The sequence below is a fragment of the Nocardioides sp. PD653-B2 genome (assembly GCF_002117935.1).
GTDB lineage: Bacteria > Actinomycetota > Actinomycetes > Propionibacteriales > Nocardioidaceae > Nocardioides.
Window position 1 is genome coordinate 1 of the sequence record NZ_BDJE01000004.1, and the last position, 20,892, is coordinate 20,892.

Annotated in this window: 21 protein-coding genes; 10 read left to right on the forward strand and 11 right to left on the reverse strand. The window is 72.0% G+C overall.

Annotated features, from left to right (window positions below):
• From PD653B2_RS00745 to PD653B2_RS00755, 3 genes are all read left to right on the forward strand, one after another.
• Positions 1 to 1,699: ASKHA domain-containing protein (locus tag PD653B2_RS00745; protein ID WP_123061209.1), on the forward strand; the 1,699-nt coding region annotated here is incomplete at its 5' end.
• Positions 1,638 to 2,294 (forward strand): DUF1638 domain-containing protein, encoded by a 657-nt coding sequence (locus PD653B2_RS00750; RefSeq protein ID WP_085870419.1) that lies wholly within the window; start codon positions 1,638 to 1,640, stop codon positions 2,292 to 2,294. The genes PD653B2_RS00745 and PD653B2_RS00750, both read left to right, overlap by 62 nt.
• A gap of 100 nt (positions 2,295 to 2,394) precedes the next feature.
• On the forward strand, positions 2,395 to 3,024 hold the full coding sequence (locus PD653B2_RS00755; RefSeq protein WP_085870420.1) for a pyridoxamine 5'-phosphate oxidase family protein: 630 nt from the start codon (positions 2,395 to 2,397) through the stop codon (positions 3,022 to 3,024).
• Here the strand turns inward: PD653B2_RS00755 and PD653B2_RS00760 are convergent.
• Both PD653B2_RS00760 and PD653B2_RS00765 read right to left on the reverse strand, forming a co-directional pair.
• Positions 3,021 to 3,869, reverse strand: a complete 849-nt coding sequence (locus PD653B2_RS00760; RefSeq protein WP_085870421.1) for a methylenetetrahydrofolate reductase — start codon at positions 3,867 to 3,869, stop codon at positions 3,021 to 3,023. The two genes, PD653B2_RS00755 and PD653B2_RS00760, sit on opposite strands and share 4 nt — an antisense overlap.
• A 40-nt stretch (positions 3,870 to 3,909) precedes the next feature.
• Positions 3,910 to 5,304, reverse strand: a complete 1,395-nt coding sequence (locus tag PD653B2_RS00765) for an MFS transporter (protein ID WP_089503852.1) — start codon at positions 5,302 to 5,304, stop codon at positions 3,910 to 3,912.
• 64 nt (positions 5,305 to 5,368) lie between these two features.
• Between PD653B2_RS00765 and PD653B2_RS00770 the strand changes: the two genes are divergently transcribed.
• A complete protein-coding gene (locus PD653B2_RS00770) occupies positions 5,369 to 6,229 on the forward strand; it encodes a GTP-binding protein LepA (protein WP_085870423.1) in 861 nt (286 codons plus the stop codon).
• Positions 6,230 to 6,255: 26 nt separating this feature from the next.
• Here the strand turns inward: PD653B2_RS00770 and PD653B2_RS00775 are convergent, their stop codons facing one another.
• The 4 genes from PD653B2_RS00775 to PD653B2_RS00790 form a co-directional block, all read right to left on the reverse strand.
• Positions 6,256 to 6,831, reverse strand: coding sequence for a TetR/AcrR family transcriptional regulator (locus PD653B2_RS00775; RefSeq protein WP_242665069.1), 576 nt, complete (start codon positions 6,829 to 6,831; stop codon positions 6,256 to 6,258).
• Positions 6,832 to 6,906: 75 nt separating this feature from the next.
• Positions 6,907 to 8,337, reverse strand: coding sequence for a fatty acid desaturase (locus tag PD653B2_RS25805; protein WP_085870425.1), 1,431 nt, complete (start codon positions 8,335 to 8,337; stop codon positions 6,907 to 6,909).
• 77 nt (positions 8,338 to 8,414) lie between these two features.
• Positions 8,415 to 10,091, reverse strand: a complete 1,677-nt coding sequence (locus PD653B2_RS00785) for a vWA domain-containing protein (protein ID WP_085870426.1) — start codon at positions 10,089 to 10,091, stop codon at positions 8,415 to 8,417.
• Between the two features lie 44 nt (positions 10,092 to 10,135).
• Positions 10,136 to 10,897 (reverse strand): maleylpyruvate isomerase family mycothiol-dependent enzyme, encoded by a 762-nt coding sequence (locus PD653B2_RS00790; RefSeq protein ID WP_242665070.1) that lies wholly within the window; start codon positions 10,895 to 10,897, stop codon positions 10,136 to 10,138.
• 66 nt (positions 10,898 to 10,963) lie between these two features.
• Here PD653B2_RS00790 and PD653B2_RS00795 point away from each other — a divergent pair, with 66 nt between their 5' ends.
• Together PD653B2_RS00795 and ppgK are read left to right on the forward strand one after the other, a co-directional pair.
• Positions 10,964 to 11,743 (forward strand): NYN domain-containing protein, encoded by a 780-nt coding sequence (locus PD653B2_RS00795; protein WP_085870428.1) that lies wholly within the window; start codon positions 10,964 to 10,966, stop codon positions 11,741 to 11,743.
• Between the two features lie 55 nt (positions 11,744 to 11,798).
• A complete protein-coding gene (ppgK, locus tag PD653B2_RS00800; protein ID WP_085870429.1) occupies positions 11,799 to 12,545 on the forward strand; it encodes a polyphosphate--glucose phosphotransferase in 747 nt (248 codons plus the stop codon).
• Between the two features lie 23 nt (positions 12,546 to 12,568).
• Here the strand turns inward: ppgK and PD653B2_RS00805 are convergent, their stop codons facing one another.
• Positions 12,569 to 13,942, reverse strand: a complete 1,374-nt coding sequence (locus tag PD653B2_RS00805) for an NAD-dependent malic enzyme (RefSeq protein WP_085870430.1) — start codon at positions 13,940 to 13,942, stop codon at positions 12,569 to 12,571.
• Between the two features lie 130 nt (positions 13,943 to 14,072).
• On the opposite strand from PD653B2_RS00805, the gene PD653B2_RS00810 reads away from it, so the two are divergent.
• Together PD653B2_RS00810 and PD653B2_RS00815 are read left to right on the forward strand one after the other, a co-directional pair.
• Positions 14,073 to 14,666, forward strand: coding sequence for a TetR/AcrR family transcriptional regulator (locus PD653B2_RS00810; protein WP_089503859.1), 594 nt, complete (start codon positions 14,073 to 14,075; stop codon positions 14,664 to 14,666).
• A 47-nt stretch (positions 14,667 to 14,713) separates the two neighbouring features.
• The gene (locus PD653B2_RS00815; RefSeq protein WP_085870431.1) at positions 14,714 to 17,074 is read left to right on the forward strand and encodes an MMPL family transporter; all 2,361 of its coding nucleotides are present in this window, start codon (positions 14,714 to 14,716) and stop codon (positions 17,072 to 17,074) included.
• A 3-nt stretch (positions 17,075 to 17,077) separates the two neighbouring features.
• Here the strand turns inward: PD653B2_RS00815 and PD653B2_RS00820 are convergent, their stop codons facing one another.
• Positions 17,078 to 17,554, reverse strand: a complete 477-nt coding sequence (locus PD653B2_RS00820; protein ID WP_085870432.1) for an SRPBCC family protein — start codon at positions 17,552 to 17,554, stop codon at positions 17,078 to 17,080.
• Positions 17,555 to 17,563: 9 nt separating this feature from the next.
• Complete coding sequence (locus tag PD653B2_RS00825; protein WP_085870433.1) at positions 17,564 to 18,046, reverse strand: glutathione peroxidase; 483 nt, start codon at positions 18,044 to 18,046, stop codon at positions 17,564 to 17,566.
• 108 nt (positions 18,047 to 18,154) lie between these two features.
• On the opposite strand from PD653B2_RS00825, the gene PD653B2_RS00830 reads away from it, so the two are divergent.
• A complete protein-coding gene (locus PD653B2_RS00830) occupies positions 18,155 to 18,628 on the forward strand; it encodes an SRPBCC family protein (protein ID WP_085870434.1) in 474 nt (157 codons plus the stop codon).
• Positions 18,629 to 18,678: 50 nt separating this feature from the next.
• Positions 18,679 to 18,843 carry a hypothetical protein gene (locus tag PD653B2_RS24665; RefSeq protein ID WP_165763275.1) on the forward strand — a complete coding sequence of 55 codons (165 nt, stop codon included), beginning with the start codon at positions 18,679 to 18,681 and terminating at the stop codon, positions 18,841 to 18,843.
• Positions 18,844 to 18,846: 3 nt separating this feature from the next.
• On the opposite strand, the gene PD653B2_RS00835 is transcribed toward PD653B2_RS24665, so the two are convergent.
• Together PD653B2_RS00835 and PD653B2_RS00840 are read right to left on the reverse strand one after the other, a co-directional pair.
• Complete coding sequence (locus PD653B2_RS00835; RefSeq protein ID WP_085870435.1) at positions 18,847 to 19,512, reverse strand: hypothetical protein; 666 nt, start codon at positions 19,510 to 19,512, stop codon at positions 18,847 to 18,849.
• Positions 19,509 to 20,747 carry a D-arabinono-1,4-lactone oxidase gene (locus PD653B2_RS00840; RefSeq protein ID WP_085870436.1) on the reverse strand — a complete coding sequence of 413 codons (1,239 nt, stop codon included), beginning with the start codon at positions 20,745 to 20,747 and terminating at the stop codon, positions 19,509 to 19,511. Before PD653B2_RS00840 ends, PD653B2_RS00835 begins: the two co-directional genes overlap by 4 nt.
• Positions 20,748 to 20,892 lie beyond the last annotated feature (145 nt).

The window sequence follows — 20,892 nt, forward strand, 5'->3', positions numbered from 1 at the left end:
GGAAGGCGCGCAGCGCCTGTCTCGAACCCCCAGCCCGATCACCCGCCACGACGCCAAGACCTTCACCCGCGACCAGCTCGACGACGGTTGGCGGCTCGCCTGCCTGGTCACCGCCACCCGCAACCTCAGCGTCGACGTACCCCCGCTCACCACCCGGCCCAAGGCGGCGACCGTGGGTGTCGGGCGCCAGGTGATCCTGCGGCCGGCGATCCAGAAGCGGTACGTCGAGCTCGACGAGCCGCACCTCGCCGACCAGCGCACCGACCTGGCCCGGCTGCTCGCGGCGATCGACGACCTCGAGCCGGTGGCCGACCTCCACCTGCTGCGCCGGCTGCCGGCCGTGCTCCGGGCCGCGGACTTCAAGGTCACGGCCGTGATCGTCGACGAGGCACTCATCGACGTCGAACCCGGTGACACCACCGGCGCGCAGTACGCGATCGCCTTCGACCTCGGCACCACCACCGTGGTCGCGACGCTGCTCGACGTCGGCACCGGCACGCCGATGGCGGTGGCGTCGATGCTCAACAAGCAGCAGCCGTACGGCGGCGACGTGATCACCCGGATCAGCGCGGTGATGATGGATCCCGAGACCCTCGGCCGGCTGCAGCAGGCGGCCTCCGACACTCTGGCCGAGCTCGCCGAGCAGGTCTGCCGCGAGGCCGAGGTCGACCCCGCCCAGGTCTACGAGGTCGCGATCGCGGGCAACGCCACGATGACCGCACTGGTCCTCGGGATCGACCCCGAGCCGCTGGGCGTCGCGCCGTTCATCATGAGCTCGGCGCAGCCGCCCACCGTGCTGGCCACCGACCTCGGGCTCACCCTCCACCCCCGCGCCCGGGTCGCGATGTTCCCCGCTCTCGGGGCGTACGTCGGCGGCGACATCGTGGCCGGCATGCTCGCGACCGGCATGGACCGCGACAAGCGCACCCGCCTCTTCATCGACGTCGGCACCAACTGCGAGATCGTCGTCAGCGACGGCGACCGGATCCTCTCCACCGCGGCGCCGGCCGGGCCGGCGTTCGAGGGCGGTGCGATCCGCTGCGGCATGCGCGCCGCCGACGGCGCGATCGAGACGGTGCGGCTGGGTGACCCCGACAACCCCGTGGAGCTGGGCGTCATCGGCGACGTCGAGCCGCGCGGGCTCTGCGGCTCCGGCCTCGTCGACGTCGTGGCCGAGCTGGTGAAGGTCGGCCTGCTCGACGCGTCCGGCCGGTTCATCCCCGAGGAGGCCGCCGCCGAGCTCACCCCCGCGCTCGCCGACCGGCTGACGATGATCGGCCAGGAGCGGGTCTTCGTGCTCCACCGGCCCACGCCCGACGCCGCCCTGGAGGACTGCGTGGTGCTGTCGCAGCGCGACGTCCGCGAGCTCCAGTTCGCCAAGGCCGCGATCTCCACCGGCTGGACGCTGCTGCTCGAGGAGCTCGGGCTCGAGCACCGCGACGTGCAGCAGGTGCTGCTGGCCGGCTCGTTCGGCAGCTACCTGTCGGCGGCCTCCGCCGTCCGGATCGGGCTGGTGCCGCAGCTGCCGGTGCTGCGCATCGTCGCCGCCGGCAACGTCGCCGGCGAGGGCGCGAAGATGGCCCTGCTCTCGGTGCGTGAGCGTGCGGGAGCCCAGGCCCTGCTGGAGGAGGTGACCTATGTCGAGCTCTCCGACCGCCCCGACTTCAACGACCGCTTCGTCGACCAGCTCTCCTTCTGACCAGCTCGACGGCAGGGTCGCCCTGGTCGCCTGCGGCGCGATCGCCCAGCCCTGCAAGGAGATCGTCGAGCGCCACGACTGGCCGGTCGACGTCCACCCGCTGCCGCCGCTGCTGCACAACCAGCCCCAGCTGATCGCGGGCGAGGTGCGGCGGCTGGCGACCGGGCTCGGCGCGTCGTACGCCTCCGTCGTGGTGGGGTACGCCGACTGCGGCACCTACGGCGCGCTCGACGCCGTCTGCGCGGAGCTCGGGCTCGCCCGGCTGCCCGGCCTGCACTGCTACGACCTGTACGCCGGTCCGTCGCGGGTCGAGCGCTTCTTCGCCGATCAGCCCGGCACCTACCTGCTCACCGACTTCCTGGTCCGCTCGTTCGCGCGCACCGTGATCCAGGAGCTCGGCCTCGACCGCTACCCGGACCTGCGCGACACCTACTTCGGCCAGTACACGCGAGTGGTCTGGCTCGCGCAGCACCCCGACGACGAGCTGCGCGCGCTCGCCGAGCAGGCGGCCGACCGCATCGGCCTGCCGCTCACCGTCGTGGAGACCGGCGACGCGAGGCTCGAGGCCGCGCTCGCCGGCATCGTCGGTGGTTGAGGAAGGACGCCGGCGACCTCCCAGTCGGTCGGTGGCTCGTGGGTCACCACGAAGACGTGGTCACCGGCAACTCATCGGGTGACCATGATCTGATGGCCGCGTGGACCAGCTGCACCGCCTGACCGAGTACGGCGTGACCGACCGGGCCGCGCTCGACGCGCTCCTCGACTCCCAGTGGGTGGGAGTCCTCTCGACGGTCGCCGACGGCCGGCCGCTGGCCGTCCCCATGCTCTACGCGCGCGACGGCGACCGGGTCCTGATCCACGGCTCGACCGGAGCCGGGGCGCTGCGCCGGGTGGCCGCCGGCGCGCCCGCCGTCCTGACCGTCGTCGCCCTGGACGCCCTCGTCGTCGCCCCGACGACCTTCGAGTCCTCGGTCAACGACCGCTCGGCGACGGTCCGCGGCGCGCTGACGCCACTCTCCGACGAGGACCGCGAGGCCGCGCTCGACCGGTTCGCCGAGGTCGTCGTGCCGGGTCGTACGGCGGAGGTGCGGCCCTCCAGCCGCAAGGAGCTGGCCGCGACGCTCGCCCTCGCCTTGCCGATCACCGACGACGGGTGGCTGCTCAAGGTGTCCGACGGCTGGCCGGCCACGCCCGAGGAGGCCGACGCCGACCCGGGGGTGTGGAGCGGGCTGGTCCCGGTGCGCACCGTCCTCGACCCCGCCGTCCCGGCGCCGTGGTCGGTCGACCTGCCCGTGCCAGCGTCGGTGCGGCGGCTGACCGACTAACGGCGCAGCCGGTCGAGCAAGCCGGTGCGCCAGGCCTCGGTCTCGGCGATCTGGTTGAACGTGAAGACGTGCAGCCCCTCGACCAGCGCGGTCGGCTCGCCGAGGGTGGGCGCGCACTTCTCGAGGAAGCGCTCACCGGTGAAGCCTCCGGGCGCCGCCAGCCGGGCGAAGGTGCCCTTGTGCTTGGCGAGGAAGCGGGTCGACTCCCCGACGCCGATCTTCGTCGCCATCGAGAGCAGCTTGGTGCGGTCCACCGGGCCGGGGATGCCGAGCAGCAGCGGCATGGTGATCCCGCGGCGGCGCATCCGGTGCACCCAGTCCCGGATGACGGCCGGGTCGAAGGTCAGGTTGCTCACGACGTGCGTGGCGAAGTGGCGCTTGTCCCACATCGCCTGCACGGTCAGGTCGTCGTGGATCGTCGGGTGCGACTCGGGGTAGCCGGTGATCCCGACGTGGGAGAACGGGTGGCCCAGGTCGGCGAGGTCCTCGAGCAGGCCGAGCGCGTCGCGGTAGTCGCCGGCGGGGTCGGCGTCGCCGCCGGGCACGAAGATCCGGGTGATCCCCTTCCCGGTGAGCCGGGCGCAGATCTCGGCGAGCTCCGCCCGGCCGCTGATCATCCGGGCGGCGAGGTGCGGCACCACGGCGTACCCGTGCCCGGTCAGCCGCTCGGCCAGGTCGAGGGTCGCCTCGAGCCCCTTGCTCGGCGACGCGGTGACCGTGACGGCCAGGTCGCGGGGCACGTGCGCGAGCACCTTGTCCTCGGTGGTCGCCGTGGGCAGCACCTCGTACCGGGCCTGCTCCAGCAGTCGGACCAGGGTCAGGGCGTTCGACAGCTTGTTGCGCATTGAGCAACTCGTTTCGTGATGCGCATCGAGAGCCTCGAGTCTAGACCCCCGGGTCGCGGATCGTCACCCACGAGATCACGCCGCCCAGCGCGAGCAGCACCGCGCAGATCAGGACCGCCGAGCCGTACGCCGAGTCGAAGGCCACCGGGTCGGCGTACTCGTCGCCGCCGAGGCCCACGGCGACGGGCAGCGCGGCGACGGCGAGCAGCGACCCGGCCCGCGCGACCGCGTTGTTGACGCCGCTCGCGATGCCCGCGTGCTCGTCGGGCGCGGCGGCCAGGACGGTCGCCGTCAGGGGCGCGACCATCAGCGAGAGGCCGAGGCCGAAGATCGTCAGGCCGGGCAGCACGTCGGTCCAGTAGTCGACGTCCGCGCCGACGCGCATCAGGAGCAGGGAGCCGCCCGCCATCACGACCGGGCCGACCGTCATCGGGATCCGCGGTCCGATCCGGCTGCCGAGCTCGCCGCCCTTCGACGCGAGCAGCAGCATGCAGACCGTGAGCGGCAGGGTGGCGATGCCGGCCTCGAGGGCGGAGTAGCCACCGACGGTCTGGAGCTGGAGGACGAGGAAGAACAGCACCGCGCCGAGGGCGGCGTACACGACCAGCGTCATCGCGTTCGCGGCGGCGAAGGTGCGGTCGGCGAAGATCCCGAGCGGCAGCATCGGCCGCGTGCTGCGGCGCTCGTCCACGACGTACGCGACCGCGGCGACCACGGCGACACCGATCGCCCACGGCGCGCCGGCGCCGCCCCACTCGATGAGGGCGTAGGTCAGCCCGCCGAGCGCCGCGGCAGCCAGCAGGGCACCGGTGAAGTCCAGGCGCCTCGGGGCGTTCGGGTCGAGGGTCTCGGGCACCGTCCGCTGCGCGATCACCACCGTGACCACGGCGATGGGGAGGTTGATGAGGAAGATCCAGCGCCAGCTCACGTAGTCGACGAGCAGCCCCCCGACGAAGGGTCCGATCGCCGCCGCGATGCCGCCGAGCCCGACCCAGGCGCCGATCGCCCGGGCCCGGTCGTCGCGGACGAACGCGCCCTGGATCATCGCGAGGCTGCCGGGGGTCAGCAGGGCGGCGCCGACGCCCTGGAGCACCCGGGCCGCGATCAGGACCTCGGGGTTGGGGGCCAGCCCGCAGAGCATCGAGGCGAGCGCGAACCACGTCGTGCCGACCACGAAGATCCTGCGTCGCCCGTAGCGGTCGCCCAGCGAGCCGCCGAGCAGGATCAGGCTGGCGAGGCTGAGGAGGTAGCCGTTGGTGATCCACTGCAGCTGGGCCAGCGACGCATCGAGGTCCTCGCCGATCGTGTGGAGGGCGACGTTGACGACGGTGCCGTCGAGCATCGTCATGCCCGAGCCGAGGACGGCAGCGGCGACCACCGCGCGACCCGTCGCCGTACCGAGACGTACGCCACTCGATCCGGTGACCCCACTCACGACGAACAGCCTAGGGGTCTTCCCCGATTCAGGACCGTCCCGACCAGCCCCCTAGGATTTCACCATGCCGATCGTGTCCGACAATGACGCGCGCCTGGTCGCGCACGTCGACCGCCTCGGCCTGGAGCACCCGCCGATCGACCTCGCGTCGGTGGACTACGACGTACGCCGCCCCGTCGAGTTCAACCAGCGCTACGGCCATGTCCTCGACTACATGGCCCGCGTCGAGCTCGAGGTCGACCGCAACGTGCTCGAGCTGACGACGCTGCTGCCCGACCCGCCCGAGGTCGACCGGCGGTTCTACGCCGAGGTCTGGCAGCCGCAGGAGATCCGGCACGGCCTGATCCTCGACGAGCTGCAGGTGCACCTGGGCCGACCCGCGGCCGAGCCCGACCTGACGTCGCTCGGCGTCAAGATGAAGGTCCTGGGCGCCCTCGCCCACCTCGACGCCTTCCAGGACGTCTGCCGGATGCTCTACTACCTGACCGGCATGGCCACCGAGCGCTCCGCGGTGCTCGCCTACAACCTGTTGTACGACGGAGTGCTCGACATGGGCGAGGACGCCGTCGCCCAGACCGTGATCGCGCCGATCCGCCGCCAGGAGCCCGGCCACTACGCCTTCTACCAGCTGTCCGCGCGCGGGCTGTGGGCACAGCTCACCGGGTGGCAGCGCTGGATGGTCCGCCGGATGCGGAGCTTCTCCTTCGCCCCGGTCGGCGCCAACGACGCGACCCAGAAGGCCGACTTCGGCGACATGCTGCACACCCTCGGCATCGACCGGGACGTCGACGACTTCGCCCGCCAGATCTCGCGCGTCGAGCACGACCTCCTCTGGGCCCACCACCGCGGCCTGCGGGTCCCGCCGTACATCGCCCGCGCCTTCCGCGAGGCCGTCGAGCTCGCACGGGTGCGGGAGGCGGCGTAGCCGGGGGGCGGTGCCGCCCGTCGACCTCAGCTCCGCAGCACCCGCGCCGCGATCCAGGCGATCCCGTCGGCGGTGTCGGCGGGGGACGCCGACGGCTGCATGACGTGGCTGAGCACGACCCGCACGACCATGTCGATCGCGGCGTCGAGGTGCGGCGCGTCGAGACCCAGGTCGTACGGCGTGATCCGCTCGGCGACCACCAGCTTGGCGGCGGCCAGCAGCGACTCGGCGTGGGTGGTGAGCAGCGGCAGCAGCTCGGTGTCGGCGCCGTGCGTGGCCGAGACGACCGCGTGCAGCAGCTGGTTGTCCTGGGCGAGCTCGAGCACGCCGGCCGACGCGGCCCGGATCGCGTCGACCAGGTCGCTCGGGTGCTCGTCGAAGGCACGGGTGACGGCCCCGAGGAACCGGTCGAGCTCGTGCAGGATCATCGCCTCGGCGAGCCCCGGCTTGGTGCCGATCTCGTTGTAGACCGTCTGCCGGCTGACGCCGACGCGCTCGGCCAGCGCGCCCATCGTGACCCGGGACCATCCGTACTCGGCGGTCATCGCGGCCGCCGCCTCGACGATGCGCGCGCGCATCGTCGGGGTCGGGGTCGTGGTCACGACCACCATCCTAGGAAGGGGTCCCCGGCCGACGGTGCGGGGGAACACCGCCGGCCGGGAGAACACGGACGACCGTCAGGCCACGGCCTCGGTCAGCGGCACGAAGTCCGCCTTGTCGCGAACGCCGCAGTCGGGGCAGCACCAGCTGTCGGGCACGTCGGCCCAGGCGGTGCCGGCGGCGAATCCCTCGTGCTCGTCACCGGCCGCCACCTCGTAGGTGTAGCCGCAGCCCGGGCAGCGCGCCGCGAGCACCTCGTCGACCCCGGTGGTCGAGGAGGACGCTCCGGCGGCCGTCTCGAGATCGCCGGGGACCGTCGCCGCCGGCGGCGGGTACTTCGCGAGGATCTTGTCCCGCTTGCGCGGCGACAGGTTGGCGCGGCTGAGGTCGCCGTCGAAGTGCGCGAGCACCCGCGGGTCCATCACCCGGCGCCAGACGGCCGGCACGATCGCGAGCACGATCATCCCGGCGTACCCGGTCGGCAGCACCGGCGACTCCTCGAAGTCGCGCAGCGACTGGTAGCGCCGGGTCGGGTTCGCGTGGTGGTCGCTGTGGCGCTGCAGGTGGTAGAGCAGGACGTTGGTCGCGATGTTGTTGGAGTTCCACGAGTGGGTGGGGTCGACCCGCTCGTAGCGCTGCCGCTCACCGACGCCGACCTTCTGGCGCAGCATCCCGTAGTGCTCCATGTAGTTCACGACCTCGAGCAGCGAGAAGCCGACGACCGCCTGGATGACGAGGTACGGGAGGATCTCGGGGCCGAGCCAGACCGTGAGCGCCGCCCACAGCACCAAGGACATCAGCCACGCGTTGAGCACGTCGTTGCCGATCCGGAACGGGTGCTGGTCCTTGCGGGCGTAGCGGCGCTTCTCGATCCGCCAGGCCGACTTCAGGGAGCCGACGACCGTGCGCGGCCAGAACTGGTAGAAGTTCTCACCGAAGCGCGACGACGCCGGGTCCTCGGGCGTCGCGACGCGGACGTGGTGGCCGCGGTTGTGCTCGATGTAGAAGTGGCCGTAGAAGCTCTGCGCCAGGGCGATCTTGGAGAGCCAGCGCTCGTTGGCCTCGCGCTTGTGGCCGAGCTCGTGTGCGGTGTTGATGCCGATGCCGCCGATGCAGCCGACCGAGACCGCGAGGCCGATCTTGTCGGACGTCGTCAGGTCGGCGCCGCCGCCGATCAGCCACAGCGCGCCCACGAAGCCGAGGTACTGGATCGGGAGGAAGAGAAAGGTGATCCACCGGTAGTAGCGGTCCTGCTCGAGCCGCTCGATCACGTCGTCGGGTGGGTTGGACCGGTCGAGGCCGACCATCAGGTCGATGGCCGGGACCACCACCAGGATCACGACCGGCCCGATCCAGAACCAGATCCCCCAGCCGGTCAGCGCCCACATGCCGTAGCCGATGAACGCGAGGGACGGCACCACCAGGCCGATCAGCCAGAGGTAGCGCTTCTTGTCCTTCCAGGAGTCGGTCGACCCCTGCGGGACGGTGCTGTTGACGACGGTGTCCATGTGTCACCCTCCGAAACGTGGTTTACAGGACGGTAACGTTTGTACACCACGTTGACAAGAGGGTTGGGTTTGTAAAGTCAGCGGATCGGCGGGGCGACCTCCGGCTGCGCCGGCTGGGAGCGGCCCTGCTGGGCCAACCGGATCAACGCGGCGACGCCCGCGGCCCCCGGCACGCCGGCGTCCACCAGCTCGTCGACCCGCTCGGCGAGGTCGCCCAGCGTCACGTCGCGCTCGGCGTAGGGCGCCGCACCCTTGAGCAGCTGCGCCAGGTCGGCCACCGCGGCCTCGAGCGCGAGACCGCCCTCCGGCGGTGCGCCGTCCGCGGCCACGAGCCCCGTGCTCGTCCGCTCGGTGCCGCCGTCCTCGACCGAGGTCCACTGCACGGTCGCGGTGCCGATCGGCGCTCCGGGCTCGACACCGTCGACCAGCCGCACCTCGTAGAGAGCCGTCGCGTGGTGCCCGGCGCCGAGCTCACCCGCGTCGACGGACTGGTCGTCGAAGTCCTCGTCCGCGATGTCACGGTTGTCGTAGCCGACCAGCCGGTACGACGACACGACGTCCGGGTCGAACTCGACCTGCGCCCGGGCCTCCGCGGCGACCGGCACGAGGGAGGTCGCGAGCTCGTCGCGGAAGAGGCGCTCGGCCTCGGCGAAGTCGTCGACGTACGAGTAGAAGCCGTCGCCCAGGTCGGCGAGCTGCTCCATCAGGTGGTCGTTGTAGTTGCCCATGCCGTAGCCGACCGTCACCAGGTGGATGCCCTTCGTGCCCTCCGAGCGGATCTCGTCGACGAGCGAGCCGGGCCCGGTCCGGCCGACGTTGGCGACGCCGTCCGACGCCAGCAGCACGATGTTGGTGGCGTCGGCACGGAACGATGTGCGCGCCTCCTCGTAGCCCAGCCGCAGCCCGGCCTCGAGGTTGGTGCTGCCGCCCGGCTTCAGCTCGTCGATCGCGGCCAGGATCGCGTCGGTGTCCGAGACCGGCGTCGGCTCCAGGATCGGCCTGGCCTCGTCCTCGAACGACACGACCGAGACGGTGTCGTCGTCGCGCAGGCTGTCGGCGAGCAGCGCCAGCGACGACTGCACCAGGCCGAGCCGCTCGCGGATGTCCATGCTGCCGGAGCGGTCGACCACCAGGGTGATGTTGACCGGCCGCCGGTCGGCCTCGGTCGCCGCGCGGGTGTTCACGCCGACGCGCACCAGCTGGGTGCCGTCCGTCAGGGACGGCGCGAGCGTCGAGTCCGCACTGACCCCGACGGTGCCGTCGGGCTCGGGCAGGTCGGAGGGCTGGGCGTTGACCCACTCCTCGACGCGGATCGACGCGGGCGGCGGCAGGTAGCCGTCGCGGAGCAGGGTCCGGGCCACGCCCCACGACCCGGTGTCGACGTCCAGCGCGAACGTCGACAGCGCGTCGGCGGCGGTGTCGACGAAGCCGCTGGTGCCGGCGTCGACGAACGTGTCGTCGTCCAGCGGGCCGGGCGTGACCGGACCGATCGGGGGGATCGCCGGGCCACCGCCGCGGACCGAGGCCGCCAGGGGCATCGAGGCGGTGCCGCTCATCGACCCGCTGGCGTAGTCCTCGGTCTCGGAGCTCGGGTAGTCCTCGACGTACGACGCCGCGTCGATCCCGCGGCTGGTGGTGCTCGGTGGCGGCGGCGCGGGCCGGAGGTCGTCGGAGCCGGAGCATCCGGTGAGGACGAGTGCCCCGGCGAGCGACCCGGAGACGGCGGCGACGGCGAGGCGTCCGAGAGGCTGCATGTCCTTCGGACGCGCACCAGCCGTGGCCGGTTCCTGGTGGCGGCTCAGCTCCAGGTGACGGCCGCGCGCTCGCGCCAGGCGCCGTCGAGGCCCTCGCGCCCGGTGCGGTTCCACAGCGAGAGGTAGAGGTCGACCGCGGTCCCCTCCAGCTCCCAGTCGCCGTGGCCCGCCTCGCGAGGTCCGGTACGGCGCGAGGTCACCGCCGGGTGCGGGCCGATGTCGACCCGCCACCAGTCGGGAGCGTCGTCGGGCGCCACCACGAGGGCACCCTCGTCCTCACACCGCAGCCGCGAGCGCGGGCGGGTGAGGAAGCCGCCGAGCAGCTCGTCGATCCCGTCGACCGCGAGATCGGTCTCGATCCAGGTCTCGTCGGCCCGCGGCATCCGCCCGAGCGCCGCGGACAGCGCGTCGACCGCGTGCACCGTCGTCTCGTGGCACTGGCGGCGGGCCCAGAACTCGCGCGGCGCCGGGGCGTCGTGGAGGAACACGAGGGCCTCCGTGTCCTCCGGCGCCCGGGTGAGCGCCTCCGCCAGGTCGATGGCCCCGTCGCGCAGCCACTCCAGCGGGTCGACGCAGTCGCGGCCCGCGGCCTCGAACGCGTCCGGGTCGACCTCGGCCTCGCCGCGCAGCAGCGCAGCGGCCCAGCGGTGCACCATGCCCTGGTGGGCGACCAGGTCGCGGACCGTCCAGTCCGGGCAGGTCGGCACCGGCGCCCGCAGCCCGGCGCGGTCGGCGTACCGCACGAACGCCACCATGGCGGCGCGCAGGCCGTCGAGGTGACGGGTCATGGGGAGCTCGGTGGGCACCCCCCGAGCGTGACACTTCGCGCGCCGGGCGGCACCTGGATTACCTCGGAGTGATAGGAGTGGTGCGTGACCGAGCCCGCCGCCATCCGTCTTGCCGTCCTCATCGATGCGGACAACGTCTCCGCGACCCACTCCGCCGCGCTGCTGGCGGAGCTCGCGCGCTACGGCGTGCCCACGGTCAAGCGCGCCTACGGCGACTGGACGACCCAGCAGCTCACCGGCTGGAAGACCGAGCTCTCCCGGCACGCGATCCAGCCGATCCAGCAGTTCGCCAACACCGTGGGCAAGAACTCGACCGACTCCGCGCTGATCATCGACGCGATGGACCTGCTCTACTCGGGCAGCCTGGACGCCTTCGCCATCGTCTCCAGCGACAGCGACTTCACCCGGCTGGCCACCCGGCTCCGCGAGTCCGGCAAGACGGTCTACGGGCTCGGCCGCCGGCGTACGCCCGCGTCGTTGCAGGCCGCCGTCGACAAGTTCATCTTCCTCGAGGTGCTGCAGGACGAGGCCGCGCCCGAGGACGACGGCCGCGACGAGGGCGACTCGCTGCCCGACCTGCGCCAGATCCTGGAAGCAGCCGTGAAGGCGACCGCCCAGGACGACGGGTGGTCGTCGCTGAGCGGCGTCAGCAACTACCTGGGCAAGGCGTACGCCGCGTTCGACCCGCGGCACTACGGCTTCTCCCGGCTCGGGCTGCTCGTCAACGGGCAGGACTACCTCGAGTTCGAGCACCCGGCCGGCGGTCAGCCGCGGGTGCGGGTCGCCGCCCGCCAGCCCGCGCGCAAGCGGACGGCCAAGAAGGCGACCGCGAAGACGGCGGCACCGAAGGCCGCCCGCGGCTGACCGGTCGGCGCGGCCGCGAGCCCGTCGACCTTCGGCGCGTCGTAGGTTGGGGCCCATGGCAGAGCAACCCTTCGGCATCGACTTCGGCGGCACCGGCATCAAGGGGGCGCCGGTCGACCTCGCGCTCGGCGACTTCGCCGCCGAGCGCGAGCGGTTCCGGACCCCCGAGAAGTCCACGCCCGACAGCGTCGCCCAGATCTTCGTCGACCTGCTCGCGAAGTTCCCCGACTGCCAGGGCCCGGTGGGCGTGACCGTGCCCGGCGTCGTCCGCCACGGCGTCGTCCACTCGGCCGCCAACATCGACAAGGCCTGGATCGGCACCGACGCCGACGCCCTCTTCACGAAGGCGACCGGTCGCGACGTCCACGTCGTCAACGACGCCGACGCCGCAGGCCTGGCCGAGGTGCGCTACGGCGCCGCGAAGGGTCGCCGCGGGCTGGTCATCGTGACGACCCTCGGCACCGGGATCGGCTCGGCGATGGTCAACGACGGCGTGCTGGTGCCGAACTCCGAGCTCGGCCACCTCCAGATCGACGGCCACGACGCCGAGTCACGCGCGGCCAACAGCGCCCGCACCCGCGAGGACCTGTCGTGGGAGCACTGGGCGAAGCGGCTCACGACGTACTACCGCACCCTCGAGATGCTCTTCTCCCCCGACCTCTTCGTGGTCGGCGGCGGGGTGAGCAAGGAGTCCGACGCGTTCTTGCCGTTGCTCGACCTCGAGACCGAGATCATCCCGGCCCAGCTGCGCAACAAGGCCGGCGTGGTCGGCGCCGCGCTCTACGCGACCGAGTCCGGCTGATCCGGTGCGCCGGGCGCCGGAGCTCAGCTCCCCCGGATCGCGGCCGCCACGGCTTTCGGGACGTCGGGGTGGAAGACCGTGGGGATGATGAAGTTCGGGTTGAGCTCCTCGTCCTTGACGACGAGCGCGATCGCCGCGGCCGCGCGCAGCAGCATGTCGATCGTGATCTCCGAGGCCCGGGCGTCGAGCAGCCCCCGGAAGACCCCCGGGAAGGCCAGCACGTTGTTGATCTGGTTCGGGTAGTCGGAGCGACCGCTGGCGACGACCGCGGCGTACTTCTCGGCCTCGGCCGGGTCGACCTCGGGGTCCGGGTTGGCGAGCGCGAAGACGACAGCGTCGTCGGCCATGTCCTTGATCCACTCCGGGTCGAGCACCTTGGGCGCACTCACCCCGACGAACACGTCGGCCCCCCGGAGCCCGTCGTGCAGCGTGCCGCGGACCCGGCGCGGGTTGGTGACGTCGGCGAGCTGCTTCTTGGCCGGCGGCAGGGACTCGTCGTCGCTGGACAGGCAGCCCTCGCGGTCCCAGACGACGATGTCGGGCACGCCGGCCGCGATCAGCAGCGTCACGATCGCGGTCCCCGCGGCACCCGCGCCGGACACGACGATGCGCACGTCGGTCAGCTCCTTCTTGACCACCCGCAGCGCGTTGGTGAGCGCGGCGAGGACGACGATCGCGGTGCCGTGCTGGTCGTCGTGGAAGACGGGGATGTCCAGGCTCTCGCGCAGCCGGCGCTCGATCTCGAAGCAGCGGGGCGCGGCGATGTCCTCGAGATTGATGCCGCCGAAGCCGGGCGCGATCATCTCGACGGCGCGCACGATCTCGTCGGTGTCCTGCGTGTCCAGGCAGATGGGCCAGGCGTCGATGTCGGCGAACCGCTTGAACAGCGCGGCCTTCCCCTCCATCACCGGCATCGCTGCGCCCGGGCCGATGTTGCCGAGGCCGAGCACCGCCGAGCCGTCGGTGACCACGGCGACGGTGTTGCCCTTCGTCGTCAGCCGCCAGACGTCCTCGGGGTGCTCGAAGATCGCCATGCTCACCCGCCCGACCCCCGGGGTGTAGGCCATCGACAGGTCGTCGCGATTGCGCAGCGGCACCTTGGAGGTGACCTCGATCTTGCCGCCGAGGTGCAGCAGGAAGGTGCGGTCGCTGGTCTTGTAGACCTTGACGCCGTCGACCGCGTCGACGGCCTTCTCCAGCTCCTTGGCGTGGTCGGCGTCGCTGGCCGAGCAGGTCACGTCGACCACCAGCCGCTCGTGGCTGGACTCCGCGACGTCGATCGCGGTCACGATGCCGCCGGCCTGGGCGATCGCGGTCGCCACCGCCCCGACGATGCCGTGGTCGGGCGCGGTGTGGAGGCGCATGGTGATCGAGTACGACGAGGTGGTGGCGGCCATGTGCTGCACCTTCCTCCCGAGGCTCGGTTACCAGCAAGTCGGCGTCGCCCCACCTCCCGCCCGCCGGGCTGGGGGTGTGACGCCCACCACTGTTTTGCACTTACTAGTCGATAGTGCAATCATGCACTTCATGAGCGAAAGTGCAACGAACCTCCGGGAGCAGAAGCGCTGGGACACCAGCCACCGGATCACCGCGTGCGCGCTCCGGCTGACCCTCGACCGCGGCCTGGACGGCTTCACCATGGACGAGCTCGCCGAGTCCGCCGGGGTCTCGCGGCGCACCCTGTTCAACTACTTCCCCGGCAAGGTCGACGCCGTGCTCGGCGCGGTCCCGGACCTGCCGCCCGCGGCCCTGGCGACCTTCCACACCGGTGGTCCCCACGGCAAGCTCCTCGACGACCTCGGCGAGCTCGCGAAGGCGCTCGTGGGGGTCAAGGAGCCCGACCGCGAGACGCTCCGGCTGAGCCACCAGGTCCTCACCACGAGCCCCCGGCTCCTCGTCGCCGTCCACGAGCGCTTCGAGCAGATCACCGAGCAGTTCGTCGTCCTGGTCACCGACCGCGAGGGCCCCGACTTCAGCCTGCGCCGGGCCCAGCTGGCCCTGCGGATCCTGGTCGGGATCTTCGACTCCGCCCTGATGGCGTTCCGTGAGGACGACGGCGACCGCACCATCGGCGACCACTTCGACGAGCAGATGCGCGAAGCGCGCTCCCTGTTCGGCTGACCCTTCACCCACCACCCCTTCCTCACCCGAGAACCAGGACCCCGCCCATGGCCACCCTGCTCCACCGACTCGGCAAAACCGCCTACCGACGCTGGCCGTACTTCATCGCCGGCTGGCTGGTGCTGCTGATCGCGGTCATCACCGTCGCGACCGGCTTCTCCAAGCCGATGACCGACTCCTTCACCATCCCGGGGATCCCGTCGGAGAAGGCGGCGGACCTCCGGTCCGAGCTCTTCCCGGGCTCGGCCGACGCCCTCGACGAGGCCTCGGTGTCCGTCGTCGTCGCCGCGCCCGCCGGACACCGGCTCTCCGAGCCCGAGTACTCGCAGGCGGTCGACGCCCTCGTCAGCGACCTCGGCGCCCTGCCGCAGATGGCACCCGACACGCCGATCGTCCACCCGGTCGACGCCGCCAGGACCCAGACCCAGCAGATCCTCGACGCCGCCGAGCAGAGCGGTACGCCGCCCTCGCAGGCGCAGGCCGACGCCGACGCCCTGTCCCCGCTGTCGAAGGACGGCCGGGTCGGCACGGTGAGCTTCACCTTCCACGTCGACACCGTCGCCGACGTCGAGCCCACCACCATCGACGCGCTCACCGACGCGATGGACCAGGCTCGAGACAACGGCCTCACCGTCGAGGCCAACGGCTCCGGCTCGCGGACCCAGGAGATCGGTGGCGGCGCCTCCGAGCTCATCGGCATCGCCATCGCCCTCGTCGTGCTGCTGCTCACCTTCGGCTCGTTCGTGGCCGCCGGCCTCCCGATCGTCAGCGCCGTCTTCGGCCTCGGCGTCGGCCTCACCGGCATCACGGCGCTCACCGCCTTCATGGACGTCAGCTCCAGCACGACGATCCTCGCGACGATGATCGGCCTCGCGGTCGGCATCGACTACACGCTCTTCATCCTGGCCCGGTACCGCACCGAGCTGCACCACACCGACGACCGCGAGGAGGCCGTCGGGATCGCCGTCGGCACCGCCGGCTCGGCCGTCGTGTTCGCCGGCCTCACCGTGCTGATCGCCCTCTCCGCGCTGTCCGTGGTCGGGATCCCCTTCCTCACCGCCATGGGTCTCGCGGCCGCGGCGACGGTGCTCATCGCCGTCCTGGTCGCGCTCACCCTGCTGCCGGCCGTGCTGGGCATGCTCAAGTCGAAGGCCTTCGGCGGATCCGTCCGCCGCTACCAGCCGACCCGCGACGAAGACGGGCGGATCCTCAACAACGGGGTCCGGTGGGCCCGGTTCGTGGGCAAGCGCCCGGTGGCCCTCGCGCTCCTGGTCGTCGTCGGCCTCGGTGCCCTCGCGATCCCGCTCAAGGACCTGCACCTGGCGTTCCCGACCGACAGCACCGCCTCGAGCGACACCACCCAGCGCAAGGCCTCCGACCTGGTGACCGAGGCGTTCGGCCCCGGCCGCCAGGGTCCGCTGCTGGCCGTCGTCGACGGTCGCGGCATCGCCGACGAGCGGGACCGCGGGCAGGCGTTCACCGACGTCGCGACCTGGGCCGCAGGCCAGGACGACGTCGCCAACGCGCAGGTGGTCGCCACCAACGCCGTCCGCGACGCCGACGGCAAGGTCACCACCCCGGCGACGGGCGCGCTCGTGCAGATCACGCCGGCCTCCGGGCCGGACGACGCCGCCACCGAGGGCCTGCTCAGGGACCTGCGCGACGGCCAGTCCGGCATCCAGGCGCAGACCGGCACCGACATCGGCATCACCGGCCAGACCGCGATCGAGACCGACGTGTCCGAGCGGCTCAGCAGCGCGCTGCCGATCTACCTCGCGATCGTGATCGGGCTGGCGTTCCTCCTGCTGATGGTCGTCTTCCGCTCGATCCTGGTGCCGCTGACCGCGACGCTGGGCTTCCTGGTCAGCGTGCTTGCGACCCTGGGCGCCACCGTGCTGATCTTCCAGGAGGGCACGTTCGGCCTGATGGAGGGTCAGCCGATCGTCAGCTTCATGCCGATCTTCCTGATCGGTGTGGTCTTCGGGCTCGCGATGGACTACCAGGTCTTCCTGGTGTCGCGGATGCGCGAGGCGCACGTGCACGGCATGTCCACCCGCGAGGCGGTCGTCGACGGGTTCCGCAACAGCGCCCGGGTCGTCACCGCGGCCGCGACGATCATGACCGCCGTGTTCGCGGCGTTCATCCTCCAAGACGACGCGATCGCCAAGTCGATGGGTTTCGCGCTCGCCGCCGCCGTCGTGTTCGACGCCTTCATCGTGCGGATGGTGCTGATCCCCGCCCTGCTCTACGTGCTCGGCGAGAAGGCCTGGTGGCTGCCCGCGTGGCTCGACCGGGTGCTGCCGAACGTCGACGTGGAGGGCGAGAAGCTCCAGCGCACGCATCTGGTCGGCCGTCTGCTCGAGGAGGACCTGGCCGAGCTGGAGGACGACGAGCCCGTCCGGGTCTAGCCGTCAGGCGACTTCCGAGGCACCCAGGTGGGCGAGCAGGTTCTTCGAGAACCGCTCGCCCATCTGCGCGATCACGCCGTTCATGGTCGCCTTCACGGCCCGGCCGGACGCCTTGGGCAGCGGCAGGTCGAGGGTGATCTCCAGCGACGTCACCAGCCGCGTGCCCTCGTCGACCTCGGTCAGCTCGTACCACCCCTCGACGCCGGACTTCTCCGTCGTCCCCTCCGGCGGGTGGTGGCGGAACTCGATCCGCTCGGGCTCGTCGAAGGCCATCAGCTCGGTGAAGGCGGGCGCGATCCCGATGCCGAGCACCTTGAGGCCGCTCATCTGCCACAGCCAGTGGTCGCCGTCGGCACGGATGCTCTTCACGAACGGCGTCATCTCGCCCACGAGAGCCGGGTCGGTCAGCGCGGCCCAGATGTCGGCGCGCGATGCCGCGACGACAGCCTCGGCGCGGGTGTCAGCAGAGAAGCGGGTCATGACCGGTCCTTACCCGCCCAGCGCCTTCTCGATGTCCCCGGCGATCTTCTCGGGCTTGGTCGTCGGCGCATACCGGGCCAGCACCTGGCCGTCGCGGCCGACCAGGAACTTGGTGAAGTTCCACTTGATCTTGCTGCCGAGCAGGCCGCCCTTCTGGGCGCGCAGCCACTGGAAGACGGGGTGAGCTCGGTCGCCGTTGACGTCGACCTTGGAGAAGAGGGGGAACGTCACGCCGAAGTTGCGCTCGCAGAACCCCGCGATCTCGGCGTCCTCCCCGGGCTCCTGGCCGCCGAACTGGTCACACGGGAAGCCGAGCACGGCGAACCCCTGCTCGGCGTACTCGTCGTGGAGCTGCTGGAGGCCCTGGTACTGCGGGGTGAAGCCGCACTGGGAGGCCGTGTTGACCACCAGCACGACCTCCCCGGAGTACGTCGCCAGGTCGACGTCGCTGCCGTCGATGGCGCGGGCGGAGAAGTTCGCGAGTCCGGGCATGTGCGCCAGCCTGCCCCGACGCCGTCGCGGTCACACCCCGAGGTGACCCGGTCCACAGCCGCAGCGTTCGAGGACGCCTCGACCCCGCCGTCGTGACAGGGTGTAGCCATGCCCCAGGTGACAGCAGAAGCATGGGTCCCGGTGCCTCCTGGGACCGCGTTCGCCGTCTCGCAGACGACCGGCGAGGTCCGGCTGCGCTGGGACCCGTTCATCCGCCACCAGCACCTGATCGACGCAGAGACGCCGGGCAAGGGCGTCCGCACGCTGACGAAGGCCCGCATCGGTCCGACGATGATCAGCCGCTACGTCTCCTACCGCCCGCCCACGTCGGTCGGGATGACGATGGAGAAGGGGCCGTGGTTCTTCGCGTCGTTCGGCGGCGGCTGGCGGTTCACCCCCGAGGAGCGGGCCGGCGTCGCCGGGACCCGCGCGGTCTGGAAGTACACGTGGTCGGCACGTCCCGGGTGGCTGGCGCCGGTCGCCGACCCGATCGGCCGGTGGCTGCTGGGCCGCGAGATCCGGGCCCGGATCGCGGCGTTCGCCCGGGCCTGCGAGGACCCCGCCGCCCTCGGTGTTGCCTAGAACACGTCCACCCAGGTTTCGACCGGGTCGCCGGCGGATACCTATCGATCATGACGATCGCGTTCCTGTTGATGGCCGGCCTGACGGCCTTCGTCCTCCTGGTGCCGACGCTGATGGTCGCCGTGCTCGTGTCCGGGCTGGCCCGCCGCGAGGTCTCTCCCGAGACCGTCGACGAGCTGGTCACCGAGCCCGTCGAGGTCCCGGCCGTCGCGTAGTCCTCAGCCCCGGCCCGACGAGCCGATCACCCGGGCCCGGACCCGGGCCGGCTGCTGGTAGCCGACCGGGTTGGCGTGCCCGTCGAGCAGCACCACCACCCGCCGGTCGCCGACGTCGAGCACCATCGTGCCGGGCTCCAGCTCGACGACCTCGCCCTGGATCAGGTAGTCCTCGCCGGCGATCCGGTCGAAGACCGCCCCCGGAGGACAGCGCACCACGTCACCGAGCGCGACCGCCCGCAGCTCCGTCCGCAGCGGCCCCACGCGGCCACGGAAGCGCCACAGCAGCAGGAGCGCGACGAGCAGCAGCGCGTCGACCGAGAGCGTCACGACCAGGACGCCGTGACCCGCCACCGCGCCGTCGACCCGGTACGCCGACGGCTCGTCCTCGAGCACCCGGACCCCCACCTCGCCCGCGGCGACGGCCTCGTCGTACGCCGGCTCGTCCAGCTCGGCGGACCAGGTCCGCCGGTCGGGGTCGACGCGCTCGGGCAGCGTGAACTCGACCCAGTGCCCGCCGTCGCGGACCTCGTGGCGGGTGACCTGCGCGGTCACGTCGATGCCCGCACCGTCGACCCGGGAGCTCGTCCACGTGCTGTGCACGAGGGGGAGGTTCACCACGACCACCAGCAGGACCAGCAGCAGCCAGGTCCGGACCCGTCGTGTCACCGTAGGTCGAGGTGACGGGCCAGCCAGGCGTTGCGGAACGTGTGCTCCGGGTCGAGCCGGTCGGCGAGTGCGCGGAAGTCGTCGAAGCGCGGGTACGCCGGCCGCAGTCGGGCGGCGTCCGCGACGAACGCCTTGCCCCAGTGGGGCCGGGCGCCGAGCGGCAGCAGCGCGTCCTCGATCGCCGGCAGCACGGCGTACACCCCCTCGACGTCGCGCACCCAGGTGAAGTGCAGGCCGACCGCGTCCGCGCCGTAGGCACCGCTGAGCCAGAGCCGGTCCGCGGCGATGGTGCGGATCTCGCTGACCTGCAGCAGGTGGCCGAACGTCGGCGCCAGCGCGCGGACCCGCTCGATGGCCGTCGCGACCTCGGAGCGCGGCACCAGGTACTCGCTCTGCAGCTCCTCGCCGCGGCTCGGGGTGAACTCCATCCGGAAGTGCGGCAGCCTCCGGTTCCACGGCCCGGCCACCCCGCCCTGGCGGGTCACCGCCAGGGTGTCCGCGCCGGCCAGCATGTGCAGCGTCCCGGTCGCGGCGACGGCTCCCCACAGCTCGGGTCGCGGCTCGGCGTCGCGGCTCTTCAGCCAGACCTGGTCGATCCGGTCGCCGGTCCAGTCGGTGAAGAGGCTGACGCTGTAGGCGCTCGAGGTCAGCGCGTCGAAGTGCTCGAGCGCGGCGTCCCAGGGCAGCCCGGTCCAGAGGTCCTGGCGGACGTCGTAGGACGGCTCGACGTCGAGCGTCACGTGGGTGGCGATGCCCAGCGCGCCGACGGCGACGACCTGGCCGTCGAAGTCCGGCTCGCCCCGCGTGGTGCTGCGCCGGGCGCCGTCGGCGCCGACGTACTCGATGCCGGCGACCGCCGCCGCCAGCGAGCCGGTGCGGTCACCCGAGCCGTGGGTGCCGGTCGCGACGGCGCCCGCGACCGTGATGTGCGGCAGCGACGCCATGGTGGCCAGCGCCCAGCCCTGCCGCTGGAGCTCCTCGGCAAGCCGGCCGTAGAGGACCCCGCCCCCGACGCGCACCTGACGACGGTCCGCGTCGACCTCGACGTCGCCGGGGAGGTCGAGGGTCGAGACCAGGTCGCCCTCCGTGTCGGCGACGTCGGTGAAGGAGTGCCGCGAACCGAGGGCACGCACCCGCCTGGCACCGGCGACGACCTCCTGCAGCTGCTCGACCGTCGCAGGGTGGTGCACGCGGGGTGCGCCGTACGTGTGGTTGCCCGCCCAGTTCGTCAGCATTGGTTCATTCAAGCCGAACGGCGGTCGGCGTGGTGTCGTCGTCCGCGACGGTTCCGGTGATCGGGCCGAAAGGGTTCCACCACGGCGATCCGCGTCGTACGGTCGGCGAGAGGGGCGGATGGGGGCGTCCGCCGAGGGTGATGGG